Annotated in this window: 23 protein-coding genes; 19 read left to right on the forward strand and 4 right to left on the reverse strand. The window is 44.8% G+C overall.

All coding sequences use genetic code 11. The features are described from left to right. Positions 1-143 precede the first annotated feature (143 nt). From MKY75_RS07740 to MKY75_RS07760, 5 genes are all read left to right on the forward strand, one after another. Positions 144-368 carry a hypothetical protein gene (locus MKY75_RS07740; protein WP_196245333.1) on the forward strand — a complete coding sequence of 75 codons (225 nt, stop codon included), beginning with the start codon at positions 144-146 and terminating at the stop codon, positions 366-368. A 122-nt stretch (positions 369-490) separates the two neighbouring features. Then, positions 491-1,654, forward strand: coding sequence for a WXG100 family type VII secretion target (locus MKY75_RS07745; protein WP_165145185.1), 1,164 nt, complete (start codon positions 491-493; stop codon positions 1,652-1,654). A 13-nt stretch (positions 1,655-1,667) separates the two neighbouring features. Then, the gene (locus MKY75_RS07750) at positions 1,668-1,919 is read left to right on the forward strand and encodes a hypothetical protein (RefSeq protein ID WP_029516580.1); all 252 of its coding nucleotides are present in this window, start codon (positions 1,668-1,670) and stop codon (positions 1,917-1,919) included. 140 nt (positions 1,920-2,059) lie between these two features. Next, positions 2,060-2,608 carry an RNA 2'-phosphotransferase gene (locus tag MKY75_RS07755; protein WP_069012772.1) on the forward strand — a complete coding sequence of 183 codons (549 nt, stop codon included), beginning with the start codon at positions 2,060-2,062 and terminating at the stop codon, positions 2,606-2,608. Between the two features lie 196 nt (positions 2,609-2,804). Then, complete coding sequence (locus tag MKY75_RS07760; RefSeq protein ID WP_318626791.1) at positions 2,805-3,107, forward strand: YunC family protein; 303 nt, start codon at positions 2,805-2,807, stop codon at positions 3,105-3,107. Between the two features lie 148 nt (positions 3,108-3,255). Here the strand turns inward: MKY75_RS07760 and mtnA are convergent, their stop codons facing one another. Then, positions 3,256-4,365, reverse strand: coding sequence for an S-methyl-5-thioribose-1-phosphate isomerase (gene mtnA / locus MKY75_RS07765; protein WP_165145261.1), 1,110 nt, complete (start codon positions 4,363-4,365; stop codon positions 3,256-3,258). 5 nt (positions 4,366-4,370) lie between these two features. Beyond that, on the reverse strand, positions 4,371-5,594 hold the full coding sequence (gene mtnK / locus MKY75_RS07770) for an S-methyl-5-thioribose kinase (protein ID WP_029516584.1): 1,224 nt from the start codon (positions 5,592-5,594) through the stop codon (positions 4,371-4,373). Positions 5,595-5,906: 312 nt separating this feature from the next. On the opposite strand from mtnK, the gene MKY75_RS07775 reads away from it, so the two are divergent. From MKY75_RS07775 to MKY75_RS07805, 7 genes are all read left to right on the forward strand, one after another. Then, positions 5,907-6,377, forward strand: a complete 471-nt coding sequence (locus tag MKY75_RS07775; protein WP_013309551.1) for a Dps family protein — start codon at positions 5,907-5,909, stop codon at positions 6,375-6,377. 390 nt (positions 6,378-6,767) lie between these two features. Further along, positions 6,768-7,550 carry a Fe-S cluster assembly ATPase SufC gene (gene sufC / locus MKY75_RS07780; RefSeq protein ID WP_029516585.1) on the forward strand — a complete coding sequence of 261 codons (783 nt, stop codon included), beginning with the start codon at positions 6,768-6,770 and terminating at the stop codon, positions 7,548-7,550. A gap of 23 nt (positions 7,551-7,573) precedes the next feature. Continuing rightward, positions 7,574-8,878 (forward strand): Fe-S cluster assembly protein SufD, encoded by a 1,305-nt coding sequence (sufD, locus tag MKY75_RS07785; RefSeq protein WP_025719242.1) that lies wholly within the window; start codon positions 7,574-7,576, stop codon positions 8,876-8,878. Further along, complete coding sequence (locus MKY75_RS07790; protein WP_165145264.1) at positions 8,875-10,098, forward strand: cysteine desulfurase; 1,224 nt, start codon at positions 8,875-8,877, stop codon at positions 10,096-10,098. Before sufD ends, MKY75_RS07790 begins: the two co-directional genes overlap by 4 nt. Next, positions 10,088-10,510 carry a Fe-S cluster assembly sulfur transfer protein SufU gene (gene sufU / locus MKY75_RS07795; protein ID WP_013309555.1) on the forward strand — a complete coding sequence of 141 codons (423 nt, stop codon included), beginning with the start codon at positions 10,088-10,090 and terminating at the stop codon, positions 10,508-10,510. The genes MKY75_RS07790 and sufU overlap by 11 nt, the downstream gene beginning before the upstream one ends. A gap of 30 nt (positions 10,511-10,540) precedes the next feature. Further along, positions 10,541-11,938, forward strand: a complete 1,398-nt coding sequence (gene sufB / locus MKY75_RS07800) for a Fe-S cluster assembly protein SufB (protein ID WP_013309556.1) — start codon at positions 10,541-10,543, stop codon at positions 11,936-11,938. Positions 11,939-12,218: 280 nt separating this feature from the next. Further along, entirely contained in the window at positions 12,219-12,581 is a 363-nt protein-coding gene (locus MKY75_RS07805) for a YmaF family protein (protein WP_029516587.1), read from the forward strand. A gap of 324 nt (positions 12,582-12,905) precedes the next feature. Here the strand turns inward: MKY75_RS07805 and MKY75_RS07810 are convergent, their stop codons facing one another. Continuing rightward, positions 12,906-13,745, reverse strand: coding sequence for a manganese catalase family protein (locus tag MKY75_RS07810; protein WP_029516588.1), 840 nt, complete (start codon positions 13,743-13,745; stop codon positions 12,906-12,908). Positions 13,746-13,950: 205 nt separating this feature from the next. Here MKY75_RS07810 and MKY75_RS07815 point away from each other — a divergent pair, with 205 nt between their 5' ends. Further along, positions 13,951-14,805, forward strand: coding sequence for a manganese catalase family protein (locus MKY75_RS07815; protein ID WP_029516589.1), 855 nt, complete (start codon positions 13,951-13,953; stop codon positions 14,803-14,805). Between the two features lie 169 nt (positions 14,806-14,974). Here MKY75_RS07815 and MKY75_RS07820 read toward each other — a convergent pair whose 3' ends face one another. After that, entirely contained in the window at positions 14,975-16,039 is a 1,065-nt protein-coding gene (locus MKY75_RS07820; RefSeq protein ID WP_029516590.1) for an HD-GYP domain-containing protein, read from the reverse strand. A gap of 317 nt (positions 16,040-16,356) precedes the next feature. Here MKY75_RS07820 and MKY75_RS07825 point away from each other — a divergent pair, with 317 nt between their 5' ends. The 6 genes from MKY75_RS07825 (at position 16,357) to MKY75_RS07850 (ending at position 22,435) form a co-directional block, all read left to right on the forward strand. Further along, the gene (locus MKY75_RS07825) at positions 16,357-17,811 is read left to right on the forward strand and encodes a bifunctional metallophosphatase/5'-nucleotidase (RefSeq protein ID WP_069011215.1); all 1,455 of its coding nucleotides are present in this window, start codon (positions 16,357-16,359) and stop codon (positions 17,809-17,811) included. Beyond that, positions 17,765-18,925: an HD-GYP domain-containing protein gene (locus MKY75_RS07830; protein ID WP_069011214.1), complete on the forward strand. Its 1,161-nt coding sequence runs from the start codon at positions 17,765-17,767 to the stop codon at positions 18,923-18,925. Before MKY75_RS07825 ends, MKY75_RS07830 begins: the two co-directional genes overlap by 47 nt. A 97-nt stretch (positions 18,926-19,022) precedes the next feature. Then, positions 19,023-20,153, forward strand: a complete 1,131-nt coding sequence (gene yfkAB, locus MKY75_RS07835) for a radical SAM/CxCxxxxC motif protein YfkAB (protein ID WP_340884910.1) — start codon at positions 19,023-19,025, stop codon at positions 20,151-20,153. A 16-nt stretch (positions 20,154-20,169) separates the two neighbouring features. Then, positions 20,170-21,519, forward strand: a complete 1,350-nt coding sequence (locus MKY75_RS07840) for a hemolysin family protein (protein WP_029516594.1) — start codon at positions 20,170-20,172, stop codon at positions 21,517-21,519. Positions 21,520-21,759: 240 nt separating this feature from the next. Beyond that, positions 21,760-21,984: a spore coat associated protein CotJA gene (locus MKY75_RS07845; RefSeq protein ID WP_340884912.1), complete on the forward strand. Its 225-nt coding sequence runs from the start codon at positions 21,760-21,762 to the stop codon at positions 21,982-21,984. A gap of 1 nt (position 21,985) precedes the next feature. Next, positions 21,986-22,435, forward strand: a complete 450-nt coding sequence (locus MKY75_RS07850; protein WP_081317561.1) for a spore coat protein CotJB — start codon at positions 21,986-21,988, stop codon at positions 22,433-22,435. Positions 22,436-22,452 lie beyond the last annotated feature (17 nt).

The raw sequence follows: 22,452 nt of genomic DNA on the forward strand, positions 1-22,452 counted from the left end.
AATCTTGTATACAATAAACTGTGTAATAGTTTTGATATAATTAGACGGCTTGGCGGGCTGGAATTATCTATTTAAATTCAACTCAGATAATGAAGTGTTGTAGGTGGCTAGATGGATATTCCGTCTAGCCTTTTTGATTTGTGTTGAGTTGGAAAGAATCTGGAGTGAGGGATGGGAGCGCCAATCTAGAAGGGAATAATCAGCATACATATGAAAGTGCTGAGCAAAATAATTTTGGTCAGCAAAAAACACAGGCTGATATTGCACATGAGTTAAATATAACAACTCAGCAACTAAGAAACTACAAAAAACTCCTTACGCTTATCCCTGGGTTGCAAGATATGGTTGAAGATCATGGCACGTTTTAAGTCTTTAGACGTAGGTAGAAAGGTTAATCCTTCATATAACAATTAGGAATTAAGTTCATTTTCCATAAATCGGAATAGTGTTACTATGTCATAACGAATTCATGACTAGAGGTAACTAACCTATGACAACTATTAAAGTGACGCCTGAGCAACTTATGACCATCTCCAAGCAGTTTGAGTTAGCACAGCAAACGGCAACTCAAGTGAATAGCAATTTAGTAAAACAAATTTCATCTATGGGACAATTGTGGGAAGGACTGACTAAAGAGCACTTTTACTATTCCTTCCAGACCTCTCAGAAGAATATGAATGACTTTGTTACCCTGATGGATTCTATTGCTAGGGAGTTACGTCACCATGCAGATAAATTCAGATTAGCAGATCTGATGGAAACAGGTAACATTGATGCAAGTTGTTTACCACCTCCACCGAATTCATGTGCTGTTCCTGCTCCAGATACACGAAATGCATTCCAGAAATCGGTAGATAGCTTAACTGAACTAGGTCAGGATTTTGTAGATGCTAATTCAGTACGTTATGAGAAAAAGTTTGATTCGGTTTGGAGCTTCTTAGATTATATGTCGTATGGTATTCCAAAAGGAATGTATCAAGGGTACATGGAACGAGCAGCTAAACAAAACGATTCGTGGAATGACATGCTCAATTTCAGTACATTTGGAATAACGGGTATGATTCAGGGCGCATTTAATCCTACCAATGCGTGGTCAAAGGAACATTGGGCTAATATGATTGGTACAGCAGGATTGTTTGGAGGAGTCAGCTCAGTTATTAAGCCTAAAATTGGTTTGAAACCATCTATTCAGTATGAGATTCCGAAGAATAATACGAGTTCCAGCTTACGGAATTCAATAGAATCTGAATCTAAAACAGAAGTACAAACAGGTGGGAGAAACGATCTTTCAATTGATGAATATTTTCGTAGAGAAGCTGAAGCAGATGAGATGTATGATCAAATCAGAGCTTCAGATAGTGATGTAAGAGCAATAGCTGAGAATTCTGGAATGAAGGAAAGTAGGATTCAAAGAATCAAAGAACACGTTTTCATAAAAGAACACATAAAATCAAGTGGTTATGGCAGATTTCATTCTGATTACGAAATAGCTCAAGCATGGGATAGATTACAAAAAGGGATACAAACAGAAAAAGATATGGATTTGCTTAACCATGAATTGTTTGAATCTAGATTTGAGGGTATATTTAAAACAGACTATGAGACTGCTCATAACGCTGCGGTAAGGTCGGGTCGTCCATGGGAAATAGAATAGAGGAGATTTTATAATGGGAGCATTTGTTTTACTTTTTAAAGAACATGAAGATGATACAGTAGTTATTTATAAATATGGTCCAAACGAACACACTATGGGGAAAATTCAATTAAACAAGGATACTAAGCTGTTCTCTGAAATTGAACCTTTACCAGATTCGAATCATTCAAACAAATTTTATTTTGATAGGGCTGCACAGCGGATGGCACGTTGCTTCGTTAAAGAAGGTGGTATATTTCCTGACAAGATGACATTTGAATCATAAAGTAGCTTCAGGAATACGAACCGAGCTTGCTCCATTGATAATAAAATGAGAGTAAGCTTTTTTCATTGCAATCTATCTGATTAAAGAGGAAAATTTTTATCCACCCTAGAATTAAGAGACGATTTTAGAAGGAGCATATCATGTTAACGCCAAAACAAGAAGAGAGCCTTAGTAAATTTATGAGTAAGATTCTTAGGCATACACCAGAACAGTTTGGTCTTGAGCTAGACCATGAGGGTTATTGTGACATTCAAGACCTGATTCAAGGAATAAGATCAGAGAATAGATGGTCTGACGTAAGCGAGTCGGATATCAAGCAAGTAGTAAGCCATTGTCCAAAACAAAGATATGAGATTGTTAATGGGTACATAAGAGCTAATTATGGGCACAGTGCAGGCAGATTGGATTATAAGGAGGCCACTCCACCAACCATTCTCTATCACGGTACAAACACAAAGGTAATCCATAACATTTTTACTGAAGGAATTAAGCCAATGGGCAGAAAGTATGTACATCTGTCTGAAGCCCTTGAGTTTGCAATTCTGGCAGGTAAAAGACGTGGGGAACTGGTGATCCTTGAAGTAGATACAGAAAAGGCATTGGCTAATCAAGTGAAGTTTTATAAAGCCAACCACGGTGTTTGGCTTGCCGACCTTGTGCCGCCACAGTACTTAAAAAAGTTTGAATAAAGCGTAACCCAGACCGTTAACGATGATCACCGAGACTAGATGAGAAAAAATTCGTCTGGTCTTTTTGATATCGTCTATTTTGCTGTACATACATTCCCCTCCTAATATTTTGAATGTATCCACGGGCGTCCACACTCACCCGCAAATGCCGCATAAAATATCCCGGATGAACAAAGAGGAGGTGCATGTAATAACCATGATACACATGGAACCCATTCAAGTGGGTGAGCATACATTTATCGGAGTCGAGGTCAAACTGCCTAAAACAACGCTGTTGACGATCTCTAACTCCCGTGGTTACATCATGTGTGGTGCGCTGGATGTTGGATTGCTCAATGAACGGCTGGCGGATCGGAAAATCCTGGCCGCACGAGCTGTGGGGGTAAAAACACTAAAGGAACTGTTGGAAGCGCCGATGGAGTCAGTGACGGCAGAAGCCGAGCAACTGGGGATTAAACCAGGGATGCCAGGCTATGAAGCACTATTGAAACTGGTGTAGTGAAGCCTATGTGCAATGTTGCATAAAAGTAGAGGAACAAGAACCGAAAAAAACCGGACTTTTTGGCTCCGGTTTTTTTCTATGAAAAGTTACACTCTATCGAGCAGATTATTCGGCTTTATACGAACGGTATGATCTGCAAGAACGATTAATCGGCAAACAAAGCGGGGAGGTTGTCGCTAAAGGGTGCTTGGACAATCCCTTTTTCGGTAATGATGGCGGTAATGTACTCATGAGGTGTAACATCGAAAGCTGGATTGTAGACTTTGATGCCCTGCGGGGCGGTCCGTTTACCAAAGCTTTCGGTAACTTCCTCCGCAGAACGCTCCTCAATCGGAATATCTGCGCCTGTTGCGGTCTGCAAATCAATGGTAGATAGTGGCGAAGCGACATAAAAAGGAATGTCATGCGCCTTCGCTAGCACAGCTAGGCTATAGGTACCGATTTTGTTGGCGACATCGCCATTAGCAGCGACTCTATCTGTGCCGACAATAACGGCCTGTACCCATCCTTTGGACATCACCATGCCCGCCATATTGTCACAGAGCAGGGTGACATCAATGCCTGCCTGCTGAAGCTCGAAAGCAGTCAGGCGCGCACCTTGCAGCACGGGGCGGGTTTCGTCGGCAAATACTTTGAGGTGGATGCCGTTCTCCTGCGCAAGGTACATCGGAGCGAGCGCTGTCCCGTATTTGGCTGTCGCCAATCCGCCTGCATTGCAGTGAGTGAGTACGCCCATCCCGTCCTCGAACAGAGGTAAAGCATGGATGCCGATCTGGCGGCATACTTCTTCGTCCTCTGCCTGAATGGCTATGGCTTCACGCTCCAGCCCGGCATTCCAGTCTTCGATCCGTCCTCCGCTAGCTTCAACGATGAGTTCCCCAGCCCGCTTCTTCATGCGATCCAGGGCCCAGAACAGGTTCACTGCCGTCGGCCGTGAAGTAGCCAAATGTCCGCACACGGCGTGTACATGCTCCAGCCACCCATCAGCGTCGATGCCGCTGTAGGCGGAAGCCCCCAGCACAACGCCGTAGGCCGCAGCCATCCCGATGGCGGGCGCACCGCGTACCTTCATGGCATGTATGCCATCCCAAACTTCATCAGCCGTGAATAAATCCAGCATGACAATCGTTTCGGGTAGCAGACGCTGATCCAGCATGGACAAGTGGTTGCCTTTCCACACCAGCGAAGATAGAGCCTGACTGGACACTGCAGCTTTCCCAGAGGTCACGGGCGCCGATTCTTTCTTTTCACTCATATTCATTAAGCTCCTTTAGTTTGGGCAGCTGTTGCTGTCCGAACAATGTCTCCCAGTTCCCGAATCGAATGAAGCCCGCGATTGCGAAGAACCAAGGATTTACCGATAGATAACGCCAGACGTTCCGCAGCTTCCTTGAGGTCAGGATCGGCTATTGTCTCGATATCTGCCACATGCGACAGGCTGATGATACGGCGGATCACTTTGCACCCTGCAAAACCAATCGTATCTTGCAGTACTTTCTGGAGATACAAGTCCTGATATCCCGCTGTACGTGCCATATGATCGGTGACATGCTCGTCCCACAGTTTGCGGAACCTACGCTCAAACTGCTCCCATACCTGAATGGCAGTCTCCAGAACCCAGTCGCGCCTTTCTTTTAGAGCCGTCTCACCAGAGGTCCATCCGGGCTGTGCAGCGTAGTTCAACAGCAGATTGGCGATCACCGCTCCGATATCAAAGCCCATGGGTCCGTAGTAGGCAAATTCAGGATCAATGACTTTAGTCGATTCGGTCGTTACAAAAATGCTACCAGTATGAAGGTCACCGTGCAGAAGCGCTTCGGTTCGTGTCAAAAACTTTTCTCGCAGCAAAGCCACTTCCAGATGAAGCGCTTGATCTGTACGGAGTGCCTCTGCTTCGTCTTCGATGTACGCACCATAGTTGTTATTATCTGAGAACCGATACGGTTCATCCAGAATCAGATCCTCAGTTATTTTGCAGAGATCCGGGTTGATAAAACGTTTGACTAGGTCTTTTTTATCCTGCTGATTCATGCCCAAATCTGAGGTGAAGAAGAGCGTGCGTGCCAGAAACTCCCCAATATGATTAGCGAAATATGGATATGTGTTTCCTTCTATTAGTCCCTTGCGCATGATGGTGTGGGAGCTAAGATCCTCCATCACGGTCAATGCAAGCTCATCGTCATACGCCAGTATCGCAGGAACCAATTCGGGGCAAATGTGGTGCTCCTGCTGAAGTGCCTCGCGTTCAATACGGGCACGATCCAGTGAGAGCGGCCAGGATTCACCCACAATTTTTACATAGGGAAGTGCCTGCTTGGCAATGATACTCTTGTTAGATTCAGAATCCGTAATATGAAAAACCAGATTTAGGTTACCATCACCGATTTCCCGGCATTCCAGACGAGCTTCCTGACTAAAAAATCCGGGGATGTTCTTCACGAATTCGATTGCTTCTTCAGTCGTTAAAGGATGATATTGGGACAACGAAGTCACCTCCATAAATTGTGCACATGTAAATAGTCTGGGAATATCACAATATTAAACCAAGTATTTTGATAGGATAGAGAAAGTATAACGAAAATCATTGAAGTTTTGTACATTTTTTTTATGGAGGATCGAAAGAGGGAGAAAGGAGAACTCTTCTTTTTGTTTCGTTTCCGTATAGAGAGGGTAAGTATGAAACAGACGTCCGGCAGGTGATTAGGATGCCCGCTGGCGTCTTACCGTCAGCAATGACGGTGATGGATACGTAAACGTTCCTGAAAATCAATTTGATGAAAAAGGAAGGGATTTATGATGGCTAAAACAACAAGTAACTCGAAAAATACGCAAACCAAATCGGTGGAGGAACTTTTAAACCGTCAAGTCGCTAACCTCAATGTGTTATATGTAAAAATTCATAACTATCACTGGTATGTGAAAGGCTCCAGTTTCTACACACTCCATGTTAAATTTGAAGAGTTATACAATGAAGTGACATTGAAAATGGATGAGATCGCCGAGCGTTTGCTCGCGTTGAAAGGTTCACCTTCCGCAACATTGAAGGAGTACCTGGAGCTGTCGTCGATTCAGGAAGCAACCGGCAACGAAGATGCTCCCAAGATGGTACAAACCTTGATCGAGGATTTTGCAACGGTATGCGAGGAGTTTCAGGAAGGTATTGAACTGGCGGAAAGCAATTCCGACCAACCAACTGCAGATTTGCTGATCGGCTATAAAGCGGATCTGGAGAAACATATGTGGATGCTTCGCTCTTATTTGGGCTAATTGTAGTGATGGGATTACGCTTTGAAATAAACTTTTTACATGTAAAACGCTACTGACGTCATGCTGTCAGTAGCGTTTTTATGGCTGAAAAGAGATCATGCACCTCGTGTTTTTTGTACAAATTTATAATTATATAAACATTCGCAGGATGTATTTTGCCATTTGTGTGCTTGGTAGGGTGAACATTTTATGAAGAAAGTTGGATAACGTGTGTCTGTTGGTTGCACCCTTCAAGATATTTATTATAAAATAACTTGAGAATCATTGAGAATCAGTTTAGAATGATTATAAATAAATTTTTAAATATTACTTGAAATCAGGGGGCTCCCCTGTTTAAATATACTTTCTGATTTCGACACCACACTACATTTTTTGGAGGGTATTGCGAATATGGCTACAAACTTTAAGATTGAAGGTCTCAAAGCGACCATTGAAGGCAAGGAAATTTTGAAAGGTATTAACCTCGAAATGAAGGGCGGAGAAATCCATGCCATCATGGGTCCTAACGGTACGGGTAAAAGTACACTTGCGTCTGCTTTGATGGGTCATCCAAAATATGAAGTTACAGATGGTAAAGTAACTTTGGATGGAGAAGACGTGCTGGATATGGAAGTGGATGAGCGTGCACGTGCAGGATTGTTCTTGGCGATGCAGTACCCGAGTGAAATTGCAGGGGTAACGAACTCCGACTTTTTGCGTAGTGCGATCAACGCGCGCCGTGAAGAAGGACAAGAAATCTCCTTGATTAAGTTTATCCGTCAAATGGAAAGCAAAATGAAAGAGCTTGAAATGAACCCTGAGTTTGCTCACCGGTACCTGAACGAAGGCTTCTCTGGTGGTGAGAAAAAACGGAATGAAATTTTGCAAATGATGATGATTGATCCGAAAATTGTCATTCTTGATGAAATCGACTCCGGTCTGGATATCGATGCTTTGAGAATCGTGGCTAACGGTGTGAACGCTATGCGTTCCGAAGATCGTGGTTTCCTCGTGATTACTCACTACCAACGTCTGTTAAACTACGTTAAACCAGATTATGTACATGTAATGATGCAAGGACGTATCGTTAAATCCGGGGGTCCTGAGCTTGCTGAGCGTCTGGAAGCGGACGGTTACGACTGGATCAAGGAAGAGCTGGGTATCGTTGATGAAACTGTAGGACAAGAGGCGTAAGCCGGAAGCGAGGAGGAAAACTAATGACAACACAAACAATCCTTCCGGTAGATTCCGAGCAACTGCGTGTTCTGTCCGAACGTAACGGCGAACCATCTTGGCTGGCTGAAGACAGACAAAAAGCACTTGAGCTTGCAGGCAAACTGGAGCTTCCGGTATTTGAAAAAACAAAAATCGAACGTTGGAAATTAAACGATTACGGTCAACATAAACAGAGCGAGGTCATTGCATCGGTAGGGCAGGTTCCTGCAGCCATTGCTGATCTTGTCAAAGAGCAACAGGAGGGCGGTCTGATTATTCAGCGCAACTCCGGTGCGGTATATGTGAAGCTGAGTGAGGAATTGGCGGCGCAAGGCGTCATTTTCACGGATTTACAAACAGCGGTTAAAGAGCATGCTGATTTGGTTAAAGCTCATCTGAACACAGTGATTAAGGCAGAAGAGAATTCATTATCTGCATTGCACGCAGCACTCTGGAACGGTGGAGTATTTGCTTATGTGCCTAAAAATGTAGAACTGAACGTTCCGCTTCAAGCTGTATTCCTGACAGACGATGCGACTGCAACGTTTGCGCCGCATGTGCTGCTTATTGTCGAAAGTCATAGTTCCGTGACGTACGTAGACAACTATGTATCTGCGGATTTGGCGGCACCTGTTCTTCATAACGGTGCGGTAGAAGTTGTTGCAAATGCTGGGGCTAAAGTTCGCTATGCGACAGTCCATCAGTTTGGAGAGCAAGTAACGGATATTTCAATTCGTCGTGCCACGTTGGGAAATGACGCAGCTATCGAATGGATTGTGGGCGAAATGAACAACGGCAATACAGCAAGCAATACCATGTCCGTGCTCAAAGGCAATGGCTCCAATTCGGATGCCAAGATCATTGCTGTAGGTTCCGGCTCACAAAAGCTGAACTATACGACACAAGCACAGCATTTCGGCAAAAATTCCGCTAGTCAGATGATAACGCGCGCAGTGATGCGTGAAGAAGCGTCTTCCATCATTAACGGAATTACAAAAATTGAAAAAGGTGCTACCAAAGCAGATGGTCAGCAAACAGAACGTGTTCTGATGCTCAGCCCGAAAGCGCGTGGTGACGCTAACCCAATCCTGCTGATTGATGAGGATGATGTAACAGCAGGTCACGCAGCATCGGTTGGTCAGGTTAACCGTGAACAAGTGTATTACTTGATGTCCCGCGGAATTAGCCGGGCAGAAGCTGAGCGTCTGATTATTTATGGCTTCTTGGCACCTGTCGTATCTGAGATTCCGCTCGAAGGACTTCAACATCAGCTGCAAAGCCTTGTTGAAAGGAAGTTAGGCCAATGAATACTGCATTGATCCGTGAACAATTCCCGATTTTACATCAGGAGATTAACGGTCATCCGCTGGTTTATTTGGATAATGCGGCTACTTCGCAAAAACCGCTGGCGGTCATCGAGGCGATCAAGCACTACTACGAATATGATAACTCAAATGTTCACCGTGGTGTGCATACCTTGGGTAGCCGGGCGACGGATGCTTATGAAGGTGCGAGGGAGAAGGTAGCTCGCTTTCTGAATGCCAAGCGCAGTCAGGAAATTATTTTTACACGCGGAACAACAACGGCGCTGAATCTGGTGGCTTCTTCTTATGGTAGAGCTAACTGTAAGGAGGGTGATGAAATTGTCATCACACAAATGGAGCATCACAGTAATCTGATCCCGTGGCAACAGGTAGCCAAAGCCACAGGCGCAACTTTAAAATATATTCCACTTCAAGAGGATGGTAGCGTTGATCTTGCTGATGTGGAGAATACTATTACAGAAAACACCAAAATTGTAGCGATTGCGCATGTCTCCAATGTGCTTGGTGTTGTGAACCCTGTCAAAGAGATTGCAGCTATTGCGCATCGCACAGGCGCAGTTATCGTTATAGACGGTGCACAAAGCACACCACATATGAAAGTAGACGTGCAAGACATCGATGCTGACTTTTATGCCTTTTCGGGTCACAAAATGTGTGCGCCTACTGGGATCGGGGCACTGTACGGCAAGAAGGCGCTGCTGGAAAATATGGAGCCCATTGAGTTCGGCGGGGAAATGATCGACGATGTGGGATTGTATGAATCCACATGGAAGGAGCTGCCTTGGAAATTCGAAGGTGGAACTCCGATTATCGCTGGAGCTGTTGGTTTGGGAGCTGCTATTGATTTTCTGGAAAGCATCGGAATGGACGCCATTGCACAGCATGAGAGCCGTTTGTCCAACTATGCCCTCAAACGTCTCCGTGAAGTGGAGGGGTTGACGATATACGGACCGGCAGAACGTCATGTTGGGCTCGTAACATTCAACCTGGATGATGTGCATCCGCATGATGTAGCTACTGTACTGGATAGCAAAGGGGTGGCTGTACGTGCGGGACATCATTGCTGCCAGCCATTGATGCGCTGGCTGAAAGCCAGTGCAACTGCACGTGCCAGCTTTTATCTCTATAACACGGAAGAAGAAGTCGACGCTCTGGTCAGCGCCTTAATCCAAACAAAGGAGTATTTTGGCGATGCAACTTGATGACTTGTACCGACGCGTGATTATGGATCATTATAAAAATCCGCGCAATCGCGGACGTTTTGAGGATGATGCCGTTACGGTGGATTTGAATAATCCTACGTGTGGTGACCGGATTTCCCTTCAACTCAAAACGAAAGACGGCGTGGTCGAAGATGCCCGTTTTACTGGTGAAGGCTGCTCGATTAGTATGTCCTCAGCTTCGATGATGACAGAAGCAGTCAAAGGAAAAACGATTGATCAGGCATTGGATATGGCAAGCCGCTTCTCTTCTTTAATGAAGGGGGAAGCCGTCGAATTTGATGATTATGAAGAATTGGAAGCTTTGTCAGGCGTAAATAAGTTCCCGGCCCGCATCAAATGTGCGACACTGGCTTGGAACGCGCTGCGCAAAGGGATTGATGAAGATAAATAATTTAAATAGAACAGAGGAGGTTTGAGAAACATGGCCAAGAAAGCACCGGAAATGGAAGAGTATAAATACGGCTTTCGTGACGAGCACAAGTCCATTTTCCAAACAGGTAAGGGTCTCACTCCGGAAATCGTAAAGGAAATCTCCAAAATTAAGGATGAGCCAGAATGGATGCTGGAGTTCCGTCTGAAGGCACTGAAGCAGTTTGAAAAAATGCCAATGCCAAACTGGGGCGGAGATATGGATGAACTGGATTTCAACGATATCCAGTACTATGTAAGACCTTCCGAGAAACAAGGGAAGACGTGGGAAGAGGTTCCTACGGAAATTAAAGAAACCTTTGATAAACTGGGTATTCCCGAGGCGGAGCAAAAGTTTTTGGCTGGTGTATCCGCACAGTATGAATCCGAGGTTGTCTACCACAGTATGCAAAAGGAACTGGAAGATCAGGGCGTTATTTTCATGGATACCGATACGGCGTTGCGTGAGCATCCTGAGATTCTGAAAGAGTATTTTGCAACAGTTGTACCTCCTGCGGACAATAAGTTTGCAGCACTGAACAGTGCGGTATGGTCAGGCGGGAGCTTCATCTATGTACCAAAAGGTGTGAAATGTGAAGTTCCATTGCAGGCTTACTTCCGTATCAACTCGGAAAACATGGGTCAATTTGAGCGTACGCTCATAATTGCTGACGAAGACAGCTTTGTGCACTATGTAGAAGGCTGTACGGCTCCGATTTACAGCACGAACTCGCTGCATAGTGCCGTAGTCGAAATTATTTGTAAGAAGAACGCACGCGTTCGTTATACAACGATCCAGAACTGGGCACCAAACATCTATAACCTGGTAACCAAACGTGCGGTTGCAGAAGAAAATGCAACGATGGAATGGGTCGATGGTAACATCGGTTCCAAGTTGACGATGAAGTATCCAGCCGTTGTATTGAAGGGCCGTGGAGCGAAAGGGATGGTCTTGTCCATCGCTGTTGCAGGCAAAGGCCAGCATCAGGATGCAGGTGCGAAAATGATCCACTTAGCACCAGACACCACGTCCACCATTGTATCCAAGTCGATCAGTAAGCACGGCGGTAAAGTAACGTATCGCGGATTAGCTTCATTCGGTCGTCAGGCTCAAGGTGCAAAATCCAATATCAAGTGTGATACGTTGATTTTGGATAATCAATCAACCTCAGATACTATTCCTTATAATGAAATCATGAATGATGACATCACGCTTGAGCACGAAGCAACGGTTTCCAAGGTATCGGAAGATCAGCTGTTCTATCTGATGAGCCGTGGTTTGACTGAAGCAGAGGCAACGCAAATGATCGTTATGGGCTTTATTGAGCCATTCACAAAAGAACTGCCGATGGAATATGCGGTAGAGATGAATCGTTTGATCAAGTTCGAGATGGAAGGTAGTATCGGTTAAAACGCAGTAACCCTTGGTATGTCAAGGCTCTTGAGGTATTCTAAAGCTTGTTAAATCCGAGTCGTGCCGATTTTATGCCGATTCGGATTTCCTGCTAGTATAGGAGACGAACTTTTTAAGTTCGTCTTCTTTTGTTTTTTACTATGATACCTAAGTCCATAAGCCTTCTTCTACTACAAAAAAAATTATGCTTAGGACTGCAGATAGTTGCCTAGCACTTATGTATGTTTGCTTAATAGGATGTTGTGAGTGACATAAACATAAGGAGGCATGCCAACAGATGCAGAAGAATAAAGCTGGAGTGAAGAAGAAAACCCTCTCTTCTAAGCAGACACAGAGACATGTACATGAATTTGAAGGTAGCACCAAACTGGCCGAAGAAGGTGCAGACCGACATAACCACCGCTTTGCAGGTGTTACTGGGCAAGCGATTCGAGTTGGAAGAAGTCATGTCCATGAAATTGATCTTACCAAAACTGATTTCGTGAACCATTTTCATAATCTGAGAAGGATTAGAACAGGGCCCGCTATTCCAGTCGGAAATGGTAAGCATGTACATTTTGTTACGGGCCAAACTACATTAAATGATGGTCATGTACACCAGTTTAATTTTGCAACATTGATTCAGGCACCTCTTATTTAATGAACGGTGGTTTGACCGAAGCTGAGGTAACACAAATGATTGTTATAGACATCTGCTCATACAGAATGAGAGCATCGACTTCGATTTTTCAGTGATGTGTAAATTACTCGAAATAAATCAAAAAGCTCTGCTAACCATAATTGGTCGGCAGGGCTTTTAGTCTTACATTAATTCTGTACTTCATGATTTATGACCGGCTATGATTTTATGCCTTATGATAAGCCGCCTTATTCGAATTTTAAGTATATATTTTTTGTTTTATTTTTATGGTCAGTGTCACCAATAAGCAATCTTTAATGTTGGGACAGCTCGTCTGCCACTTGTTTATTTATCTGAAGTTTTATGGTCTAAGTCATGATGTAACTCGGTTGCTGGTATTTTGGCATTATAGATTTGTCCTTTGGCAACAGGTTTTGAGATGTATACATAGCTCCCGGTTCCATCCGGCGCACTTCCTGTTGCCCACAAACCTTCACTAGATTCTTCGCCCTCAGACAAATTCCAAAACTCATAAGCTTCAGGCTGAGACTCTTGCTCTGCCTCAGGAGGAAAAGAAGCCGGGACCACAACACCGTTTTTCTCTTCTAATTCTTGGATTGCCGCCATCCACTGATACTGGTGATAGCGGTCACGCGCTAGCATTTTCCGTAGTGTAGCTCTGACGCTTTCATCTTGTGTCATATGATATAGCCTTGCTACCTGCAATCGACCCTGACTCTCTGCGTGCAAATTGGATCGCATATCCGCCAAAAGGTTGCCACTTGCGACGATATAAGAACCGTTCCATGGAACTCCATTTGAATTAGTAGGCAATCCGCCTAGACCGCTGACCAGCAAGTGCTGTGGGTTAATTCCCCCCATTATGGCAGCTGTAACAGGGTCTTTTGCAGCTTGTTCTTGATCTTCTGGTTTAGCTCCATCAAGTAGTTGACTAATTAAAGCACACAGCATCTCCACATGCCCTACTTCTTCAGTTCCAATATCCATCAGCATATCTTTATATTTTTCATCACCGCGACAGTTAAACCCTTGAAATAAATATTGCATCATCACGGTCATTTCTCCAAATTGCCCTCCCAAAACTTCTTGTACCTGCCGGGCAAAAAGAGGATCAGGACGCTCTACTTTCACTTCAAACTGCAACTCTTTTTGATGTCTAAACATATATACTCCTCCTATAGCTAAAGCAACTTAGTGAATTCTAACTGTATTTAACCTTTTCAAGATGTAATAAAACGAGGAGCAGCATCACAAAAATCGATACGGGTCTTTATATTTAACTTTCTGTTTGTTTGGTTTGTATATAAATTATTAAAGAGGGAAGCCTATGTTTCACTTTAAAATGAAGAGTCTAAGGAGGGGATTTGAATTGTATTTTTATAAAGAAGATTTAATTAACTTAATAGTACCCGATAAGCCCGATCCTGCTGCTGCTAAAGTGATTCAAGAAGTGTTAGGTGGTCGATTCGGAGAAATGCGTACTATGATGCAGTTTTTCTTTCAAAGTAATAATTTTCGTGGTAATGCTGTGCAGTACAGGGATTTGATACGAGGAGTTTTTCTAGAGGAGCTTAGTCATGTTGAACTGGTCCAACATACTATAAATCAACTTCTGACTGGCTCAGGCGCAGACCAAGCCGGCGATGCGGGAATGGATCATGCTCCTTTAGATGAGGCGATAAAACACGCAAATCCTCATCATTTTATTATGGGAGCCCAAAGTTCCTTACCTGTTGATGCAAGTGGGAATCCTTGGCTAGGTAGTTATGTTTATTCCCACGGGAATCTGGTTAGTGATTTGCTTGATAATCTCGTACTCGAATCTACAGGGGTCCTGCAAAAATCCCGAATTTACGAAATGAGCTCGAACAAAACATTCCGGGAAACGTTGGCTTTTTTGATTGTGAGGGATAATGCTCATCAAAACGCGTTTGCCAAAGCATTAGAGACACTTGGAGTTGATTGGGGAAAATTGTTCCCGGTTCCAAATTACGATATTAACAAGTATCCAGAATGCCGGAAGTATGTTGAGATGGGCTTTCACAATGCGCAGTTTAATTTTCGATTGGATTCTACCCGTATTGGGGAAATATTCAATGGGCAAACTCCAAGCAGAAACGGTGGGGATTTGAGTGTAATAGATCCTCCTGAGGGTTTTCCTCTTCCGTATATGCCCGAATTGCCTAATGAACATAGTCCAGGGCTACACGATCTTACCACTTAGGATTAAACCATAAATAAAGATAGTAACAAGGTTAATATCCGTAACTTAAAAAGAGGCTGTCCTTCGTAGAAGAACCTACGAATCAAGGACAGTCTCTTTTTATTCGCGTAGTCTGTGCTTCGGCAAAACATTTCGTGCCACCGAAGTAACGCCGGGAGGCAGTAGCGGATCAGGATTCCAAATAAATTTCATCAATGGATACATGGCGTTCCCTAGACAAATCTACATATTCATCATCGTTAATTCTTACTAAGGGTCTGAAGTAATCAGCAGGATTGTTCAGAATGATCGTTCCTGTCTGACCTGTAGTCAACAGAACCTGCTTATTAATGAAATTAGGAAGCATGTGTCTGATGAACACTTGGGTAGCTTCTGGGTTTAGATGTCCAAAACTCATGCTGTGCAGCTCGCGTAATACGGTGAGTAGCTCCTGCTTCGTCTGATACACACGATTGGAAATCATCGCGCTATACACGTCGGCAATAGCTGTTATGCTGGCAAAAGGATGAATTTCTTCCTTGAACAGACCATGGGGATATCCACTTCCATCTTCACGCTCATGATGCTGTAAGGCGACAATTGCAGAAATCTCATCGCTGGTTGAATTGCGAATAATATCATAGCCATATAGCGAATGTTTCTTCATTTCATGAAATTCTTCAGGTGTCAGTTTATCCGGTTTGTTCAAAATTTCATCGGGTATCATGGACTTGCCTATATCATGTAAATATCCAGCTTTACCGGCGGCATATGCTTCTTCTTCCGTATACCCAAGCCATGTGGCAATGTAATATGACAGTACGCCTACTTGGAGAGAATGATTATAGGTATAGTGATCTCCCCGTTCCATAATTAACAGCAGAGATACGACATCTTTTTGACGAGCTAGCTCTGAAACGAGAGGGCCGAACAGCTCATCAACTCGATATTCATCAAATTTGCCAGTTGAGGAAGCTTCGAGAAACATACTTTCAAAGCCACTGATCGTCTGCTCCATGAGAGGAACGGCACGTTTGAGGGACTCGGGGGAAGCTGGAACATCGGGGGCAAAGTCAACCGGAATGCTCGCAGAACCGGCATCAATGTCGATATAATCGACACCGTGCATAATGAGCTTGGAAATATCGTCATGCTGTAGCTCGGTGCCCTGAACCATGACAGGCACACCGTGCCCATTGTATGTATCGGATTTGAGGCGATCTCCTGGCTTGGCATCGGTAACGTGTACTCTCATGCGCTAACCTCCTTATTGTCGTAAATTTGTCGAAAATACGAAACAAACTTAATATATCAAGAATTATATGGGATGACAACGACTAATTTACTATTATTCCAAGCTGTAAAATAGGTCCCAGGAACCCAATTCCTATCAGATACCTACAATAGATAACGTCAATACTTTTCACTATGTTTGTAATATGAGATTGCCCAGAGACTACAGCGAAGCTTAAGGACTATGTCCACCCATATGTACCATATTGCTAAATAACATGATATGCTTAAACATTAGAAGCTCCAAAGTCGATATATAAAATATAGAGGAGGGCGGTTATGGAGATGACGACTCGGCAAACGTTGACCATTTTGCATACCAATGATATCCATAGTCATTTTGGCAGTATGCCTTCGATAGCCGCGATGATTAATGAACGAAGAGCTGCATTAGGGGATGCGCTACTTGTGCTTGACATAGGAGACCACATGGACCGGATGGCCCCCGAAACGGAAGGAACGCTAGGTGGGGCAAATGTGGATGTGATGAATCTAACAGGATATGATGCCATTACGATCGGTAATAATGAGGGACTGACTTTTACCCCGGATATGATTGAACAGGCATATGCGGGCATTCATTGTCCGGTCATATGTGGCAATATGACTGAGTGTGCCACAGGGATGAGTCCTGCGTGGATGAAGGAATCCCTTATTGTAGACAAAGCAGGAATCAAGGTCGGTTTACTTGGTGTGACGGCTCCTTTTGTAGAGTATTATCAATTGCTGGGCTGGGATGTGCTCAATCCGTTTGATGTGCTGGGGAAGCAGATCGCGGCACTGAGAAAGCAGGTTGATGTTTTGGTCGTGATGTCGCACCTGGGCCTACCTTCCGATAAAAAGTTAGCGTCGCAATTTCCTGAGATTGACGTTATCCTTGGAGGTCACACCCATCATGTGCTGGAGGAACCGCTTTGGATCGGGAAAACAGCTTTATGTGGGGCGGGTAAGTTCGGAACGCTGCTGGGTGAAGTGACGCTAAGTCGTAACAATAGCCTCGAACCGTTTCGAGTCACGTCAGGCGGTGTAGTTCCTGTGGATCTGACAATACTGGACGAAAAAGTGGCATCGGCCATTGTGGTGCATCGCAGACAAGCAGAGCGCGCCATGGAGAGCACGGTTGCTGTGACGGATCGGAAACTGGAGATCGCATATGATCAGGAATCCCCTTTCGGGAATATGCTGGCACAATCAGTGTCCCATTTTACAGGAACAGAAATTGCCCTCGTCAATGCGGGACAACTGCTCGGCCCATTACCTCAAGGGGATATCAGTAAAGGAATCCTGCATTCCTTATGCCCTTCACCGATTAATGCCTGTGTTATGAAGTTGCGGGGGAGCGATATTCGGTTGGCGCTGGAGCAGTCCTTGCTGCCTGAATTTGCGGACAAGCCTATGACGGGCTTTGGCTTCAGAGGCAAAGTGCTTGGTACGATGTGTGTGGAAGGCTTGGCTATTCAGTATGACCCTGGCCGTGCTCCTTATGAAAAAGTAACGGACATTCGTGTAGCAGGTCAACCTTTGGAAGAGCATGAGGAATACACAGTGGGCACGTTGGATATGTTCACTTTCAAAGCAGGTTATGAGGTGCTTGCGAACGGAACAGATCTCCGATTTATGCTTCCAGAATTTTTACGGGATTTGATTGAAATGGAGTTGAAGCGTCCGGGCGCGATGGAAGAATGTTTTGCAGCTAGGTGGCTTCAGGTATCAAAACAATCGGGAGAGGATTAAGCTGCGACTGGTACCTGTTACATTATTGAGAGCCGGCATGAAGCTGGGCAAAAAAATATACAATGAAAATGGAATGGTGCTGCTCTCGGAAGGTGTTGAGCTTACTTCGCGATTGATTGAACGTCTAGGCCAAGTCGGTATTGGATATGTATACATTGAGGATGCTGTGACAGAAGATATCGTCATTCCTGAGATGATCCATGAACAGACAAGGGCGGCGGCGCTACAGGAAATCAAAAAGCAATTTCAAGGGTTGTCATCCTACTCCGTAGATCATAAGCACAAATATTTTGGCAAGTCATTTTATAAGGTGATGGAATCTATTCTGGACGATATTGGAGGCCGGCAGGACGCCGTCATTATGTTGATGGATATTGGGGCCGCAGATCAGGATTTGTATCATCATTCTTTGAACGTATGTCTATATTCACTTGTACTGGGAATTTCCAACGGCTACGATAACAATCAGCTGATGGAGTTGGGAATAGGTTCACTACTGCACGATATCGGTAAAATGAAAATTTCACCTCAAGTACTCTATAAGCCGGGCAAATTGACCGACGAGGAATATGAGCATATGAAAACACACACGGTGATCGGCTACAAGCTGCTTAAAGACGAACCTGGAATTCCCTTGTTGTCGGCTCATTGTGCATTACAGCATCATGAGCGTATTGACGGCAGCGGATACCCACACGGTTGGAAAAAGGACCAGATCCACGAATATGCGAAATGGATCGGCCTGGCAGACTCGTACGACGCAATGACAGCAAGTCGGATATATAAGCAGGCTTTGTTGCCTTATGAGGCGATGGAAGTGCTGTACGCCGGGGCAGGAACGTTATATGAGCAGCGAATGCTAGAAGCCTTTCGTGACTGTGTGGCTATTTACCCCTTGGGACTCTCTGTGGTGCTCAACACGGGGGAAGAGGGGGTCGTGGTGCGTATACATTCCAAAATCCCGCAAAGACCCGTCATTCGCATTGTAAGGGACCGGGATGGGCAGGAAGTGAAAGCACCTTATGATGTGGATTTGTCCATATCCCTCTCGGTTATGATTACAAATACATTGGGTGCTACTGTGGCCCCTTTCGGAGGAGTACACGTAGATTAGCAGATGATGTGGAAGAAAGCATGCAGACACTTTACACATCATGATATGATAATTATACGTCTTTTGAGGTTAATAACAGAAATAAGGTGAAAACATAATGACAGTTCTACAAAATAACACGCTACCCCAAATATCGCCAACCTATGATCCGTGGGACCCGATTGTCTCATTGCGTACACATGGTCGTCATTTGCTTACGAGTGTGGAAATGACCGTAACGCATCTGTGTAATATGCGCTGTGAGCATTGCGCTGTTGGCGACATGCTGGTTATGAAGGAGGCCCCTTTCCTTCCGTTAGACCTAATGCTGAAGCGTCTGGATGAAGTCGAGCATCTGGAGACCATCAGTATTACAGGCGGGGAACCTGCTTTGCTCGATAAAACAGTGGATGAAGTGATCGTTCCACTGTTGAAATACGCCAAAGAGCGCGGTATTCGCTCGCAAATCAACTCCAATCTGACGTTAGATATTCGCAGATATGAGAAGATGCTTCCTTATCTAGATGTGATGCATATTTCGTTTAACTATTTGAATGCGGACGATTTTTATGAAGTGGGTTTTGCAAATACAGGCCGGCCGACCCCACGTGCGGGTGCTGTTCGCCTGTATGAAAAAATGATCGAGAATGCCTGCAGATTAAGTGAAATGGGAATGTTCATTTCAGCTGAATCCATGATTAATTATCGGACACACACGAAGCTGGAGGGCATTCATCAGTTGATCAACGAAATGGGATGCCGACGGCATGAGGTTCATCCAATGTATGCGTCAAATTTTGCCTCTGCTTTGCCTGTGCTTTCACTCGACGACATGCGGAACTCTATCCATAAGCTGCTGGATGTACGTAATCAGGACATGTGGATGTTGTTTGGCACATTACCGTTCTTTGCTTGTTCGGACCGGGAAGAAGACCGCAAACTGCTTCGCCGCTTGCGTCAGGAACCGAATATTACGGTGCGTAATGATCCAGACGGAAGAAACCGTGTGAATGTGAATATGTTCACGGGTAGCGTGTATGTGACGGATTTTGCAGACATTCCGGCTTTCGGCAACATTCAGGAAGACAGTCTGGACGATATTTTTGGTGAATGGCTGAATGAGCATCCGTTGAATCAGACTGTGAACTGTCATTGTGATGCCGCTGCCTGTTGTGGACCGAACCTGCTCGTAGCGGATATGTACTACAAAGGAATAGACTTTAAATCAAGAAAAGCATTACAACTATAGAAATGGGGAGTTCGTATTGGATGGTCATACCGAGTTTCATTGGGGATTGCTAGCTGTGAATCTCCTCTTGGTACTGCTGCTTGTCTTTCTAAATGGTGTATTTGTGGCCGCAGAATTTTCGTTGGTCAAAATGCGCCAATCCCGATTGACGCAGCTCCAAAGCGAGGGTCATCGCCTGGCAGGCTATGCGCTGAAGGTGAACCAAAGGTTGGATGCTTATCTGTCCGCCACCCAATTGGGCATTACGCTGGCTTCATTGGGTTTGGGTTGGATTGGAGAGCCAGCAATATCCGGCTACCTGATAGAGCCACTCATGCACAAACTCGGTGTAACTGACGGCACCCTGATTACAACGATATCCGTTGTCGTCGGATTTTGCGTAATTACCTTTTTGCATATTGTATTGGGGGAATTGGCTCCCAAGTCTTTAGCGATTCAGAAGACTGAAGGTGTGGCGTTGTTTTTATCGGCGCCTTTGCTGCTTTTTTATAAGGTCTTTCTACCTGTGATCTGGGTATTGAATGCTGCGGCAAACTTGCTGTTGCGTGCATTCGGGATTCAGCCGGCGAGTGAAGCCGAAGCGGCTCATTCGGAGGAAGAGATTCGTATATTGATGAATCAGAGCGCCAAAAGCGGTGTGATTGATAAGGACGAAATTAAGCTGATGGATAATATTTTTGATTTTTCCGACTTGCTTGCACGTGAAATCATGCTGCCGCGTACAGATATGGATTGTTTGTATACGAATTTGTCGTTTAAGGAAAATCTCAAGATTATCAGCGAGACCAAGCATTCCCGCTACCCGGTAGCGGTTGAGGATAAAGACCAGATTATCGGTTTTGTCCATATCACGGATCTTCTGCTAGCTGAGCAGGGGGAACAACTGGATCTGGCTTCGGTGGTACGTCCTATTTTGAATGTGCCGGAGTCTATGGAAGTGAGTCACGTGCTACGCCTTATGCAGAAAAAACATTCCCAAATGACTCTCGTGGTAGATGAATACGGCGGAACGGCCGGGTTGCTGACAGCGGAGGAAATTTTGGAGGAAATCGTCGGGGATCTCTATGATGAGTTTGAGGATGAACGCCCAAGCGTGGAAATCAAGGAGAACTTCATCTCTGTGGACGGTCGTATGCTCATTGAGGATGTCAATGATTTGACTGGAGTAAACATTGAAGACGACGAGGTGGATTCCATCGGAGGATGGCTGTTCAAGGAATTGGAAGGCATTCCGGTGAAAGGGAAGAAAATTGAGTTTTATAACCTTACCTTCGAGGTGGAGGAAGCAACAAGGCTTCGCATAATGAGAGTGAAGATTCACCGCAAGCCTGAGCCTGTGATTGAAGATGAGCTTTCTACCGATTGAGTCCTGATCCACAGAGATAGGTAAGATCAGTTCAGGTATGTAAGTTATTATAGTGTGCTGAAGCAAGAACCTTTAGATCCACGTTACCGTGGTTTTAAAGGTTCTTTTTGATTAGAAACAGTTTTATAGTTATTTTTTTTGAACAATTATTTTTATCTGTGATTTTTTGTTCGAGACTTGGGCGATGCGGCATATGTTGAATAGTAAAGCAGATGGATCAACCAAAGGAGGTCCCGGCCCGTGAAATTTCCACAGCAAGGTGAGTATGCCCCGTTTGTCGGCCCGTTCGATCCGTGTCCGCCCGTTCTGTGCAAGACTTATGTGCTTCCGCCAAACTTGTTTGTGCAATTTCAGCCCCCTGGTCTACCGCAATTCAGTCCAGATGAGGCGCTGACGAAGGGAACGCTATGGCCTTTGCTTTACAGCCCTTATGAGCCTAGAAGAAAGCAGGGGGGAGGCGAATAGAATGGAGAATCCAAATCAGGGTCAGTCCCCATTCCAATTCCAGCAGCAAAATCAGCATGAGAGTGGACAGCAACAGCCGAATCCATATCAAAGCCCTTATTCAAATCCGTATCCATACCAGAACCAGTATCAGAACCAAACTCAGGGCTATAGTCAAGCCGGAAACCCGACCCAAGGCTGCACGTCCCAAACCAAGCCGGGGGATGCCCAGTTTTATGCGTTGCTGGAGAAGCTCCAAGCGGTGGATTTTGTGTTGGTGGAGCTGAATTTGTATCTGAATACGCACCCAGATGATTTACAGGCCATCGAGCAGTTCAATAAGCTGACGCAGGAAAGAACGGCGATTGCTAACGAGTATCAGATGCTATATGGGCCTTTACAAAATTTTGGTCGTGCCTATTCCAAGTATCCTTGGGAGTGGAGTCAATCCCCTTGGCCGTGGCAGGTCTAGGCAGGTACAACCTTTTA

The sequence above is a fragment of the Paenibacillus sp. FSL L8-0663 genome (assembly GCF_038008125.1).
In the GTDB taxonomy this organism is placed as follows: Bacteria; Bacillota; Bacilli; order Paenibacillales; family Paenibacillaceae; genus Paenibacillus; species Paenibacillus polymyxa_D.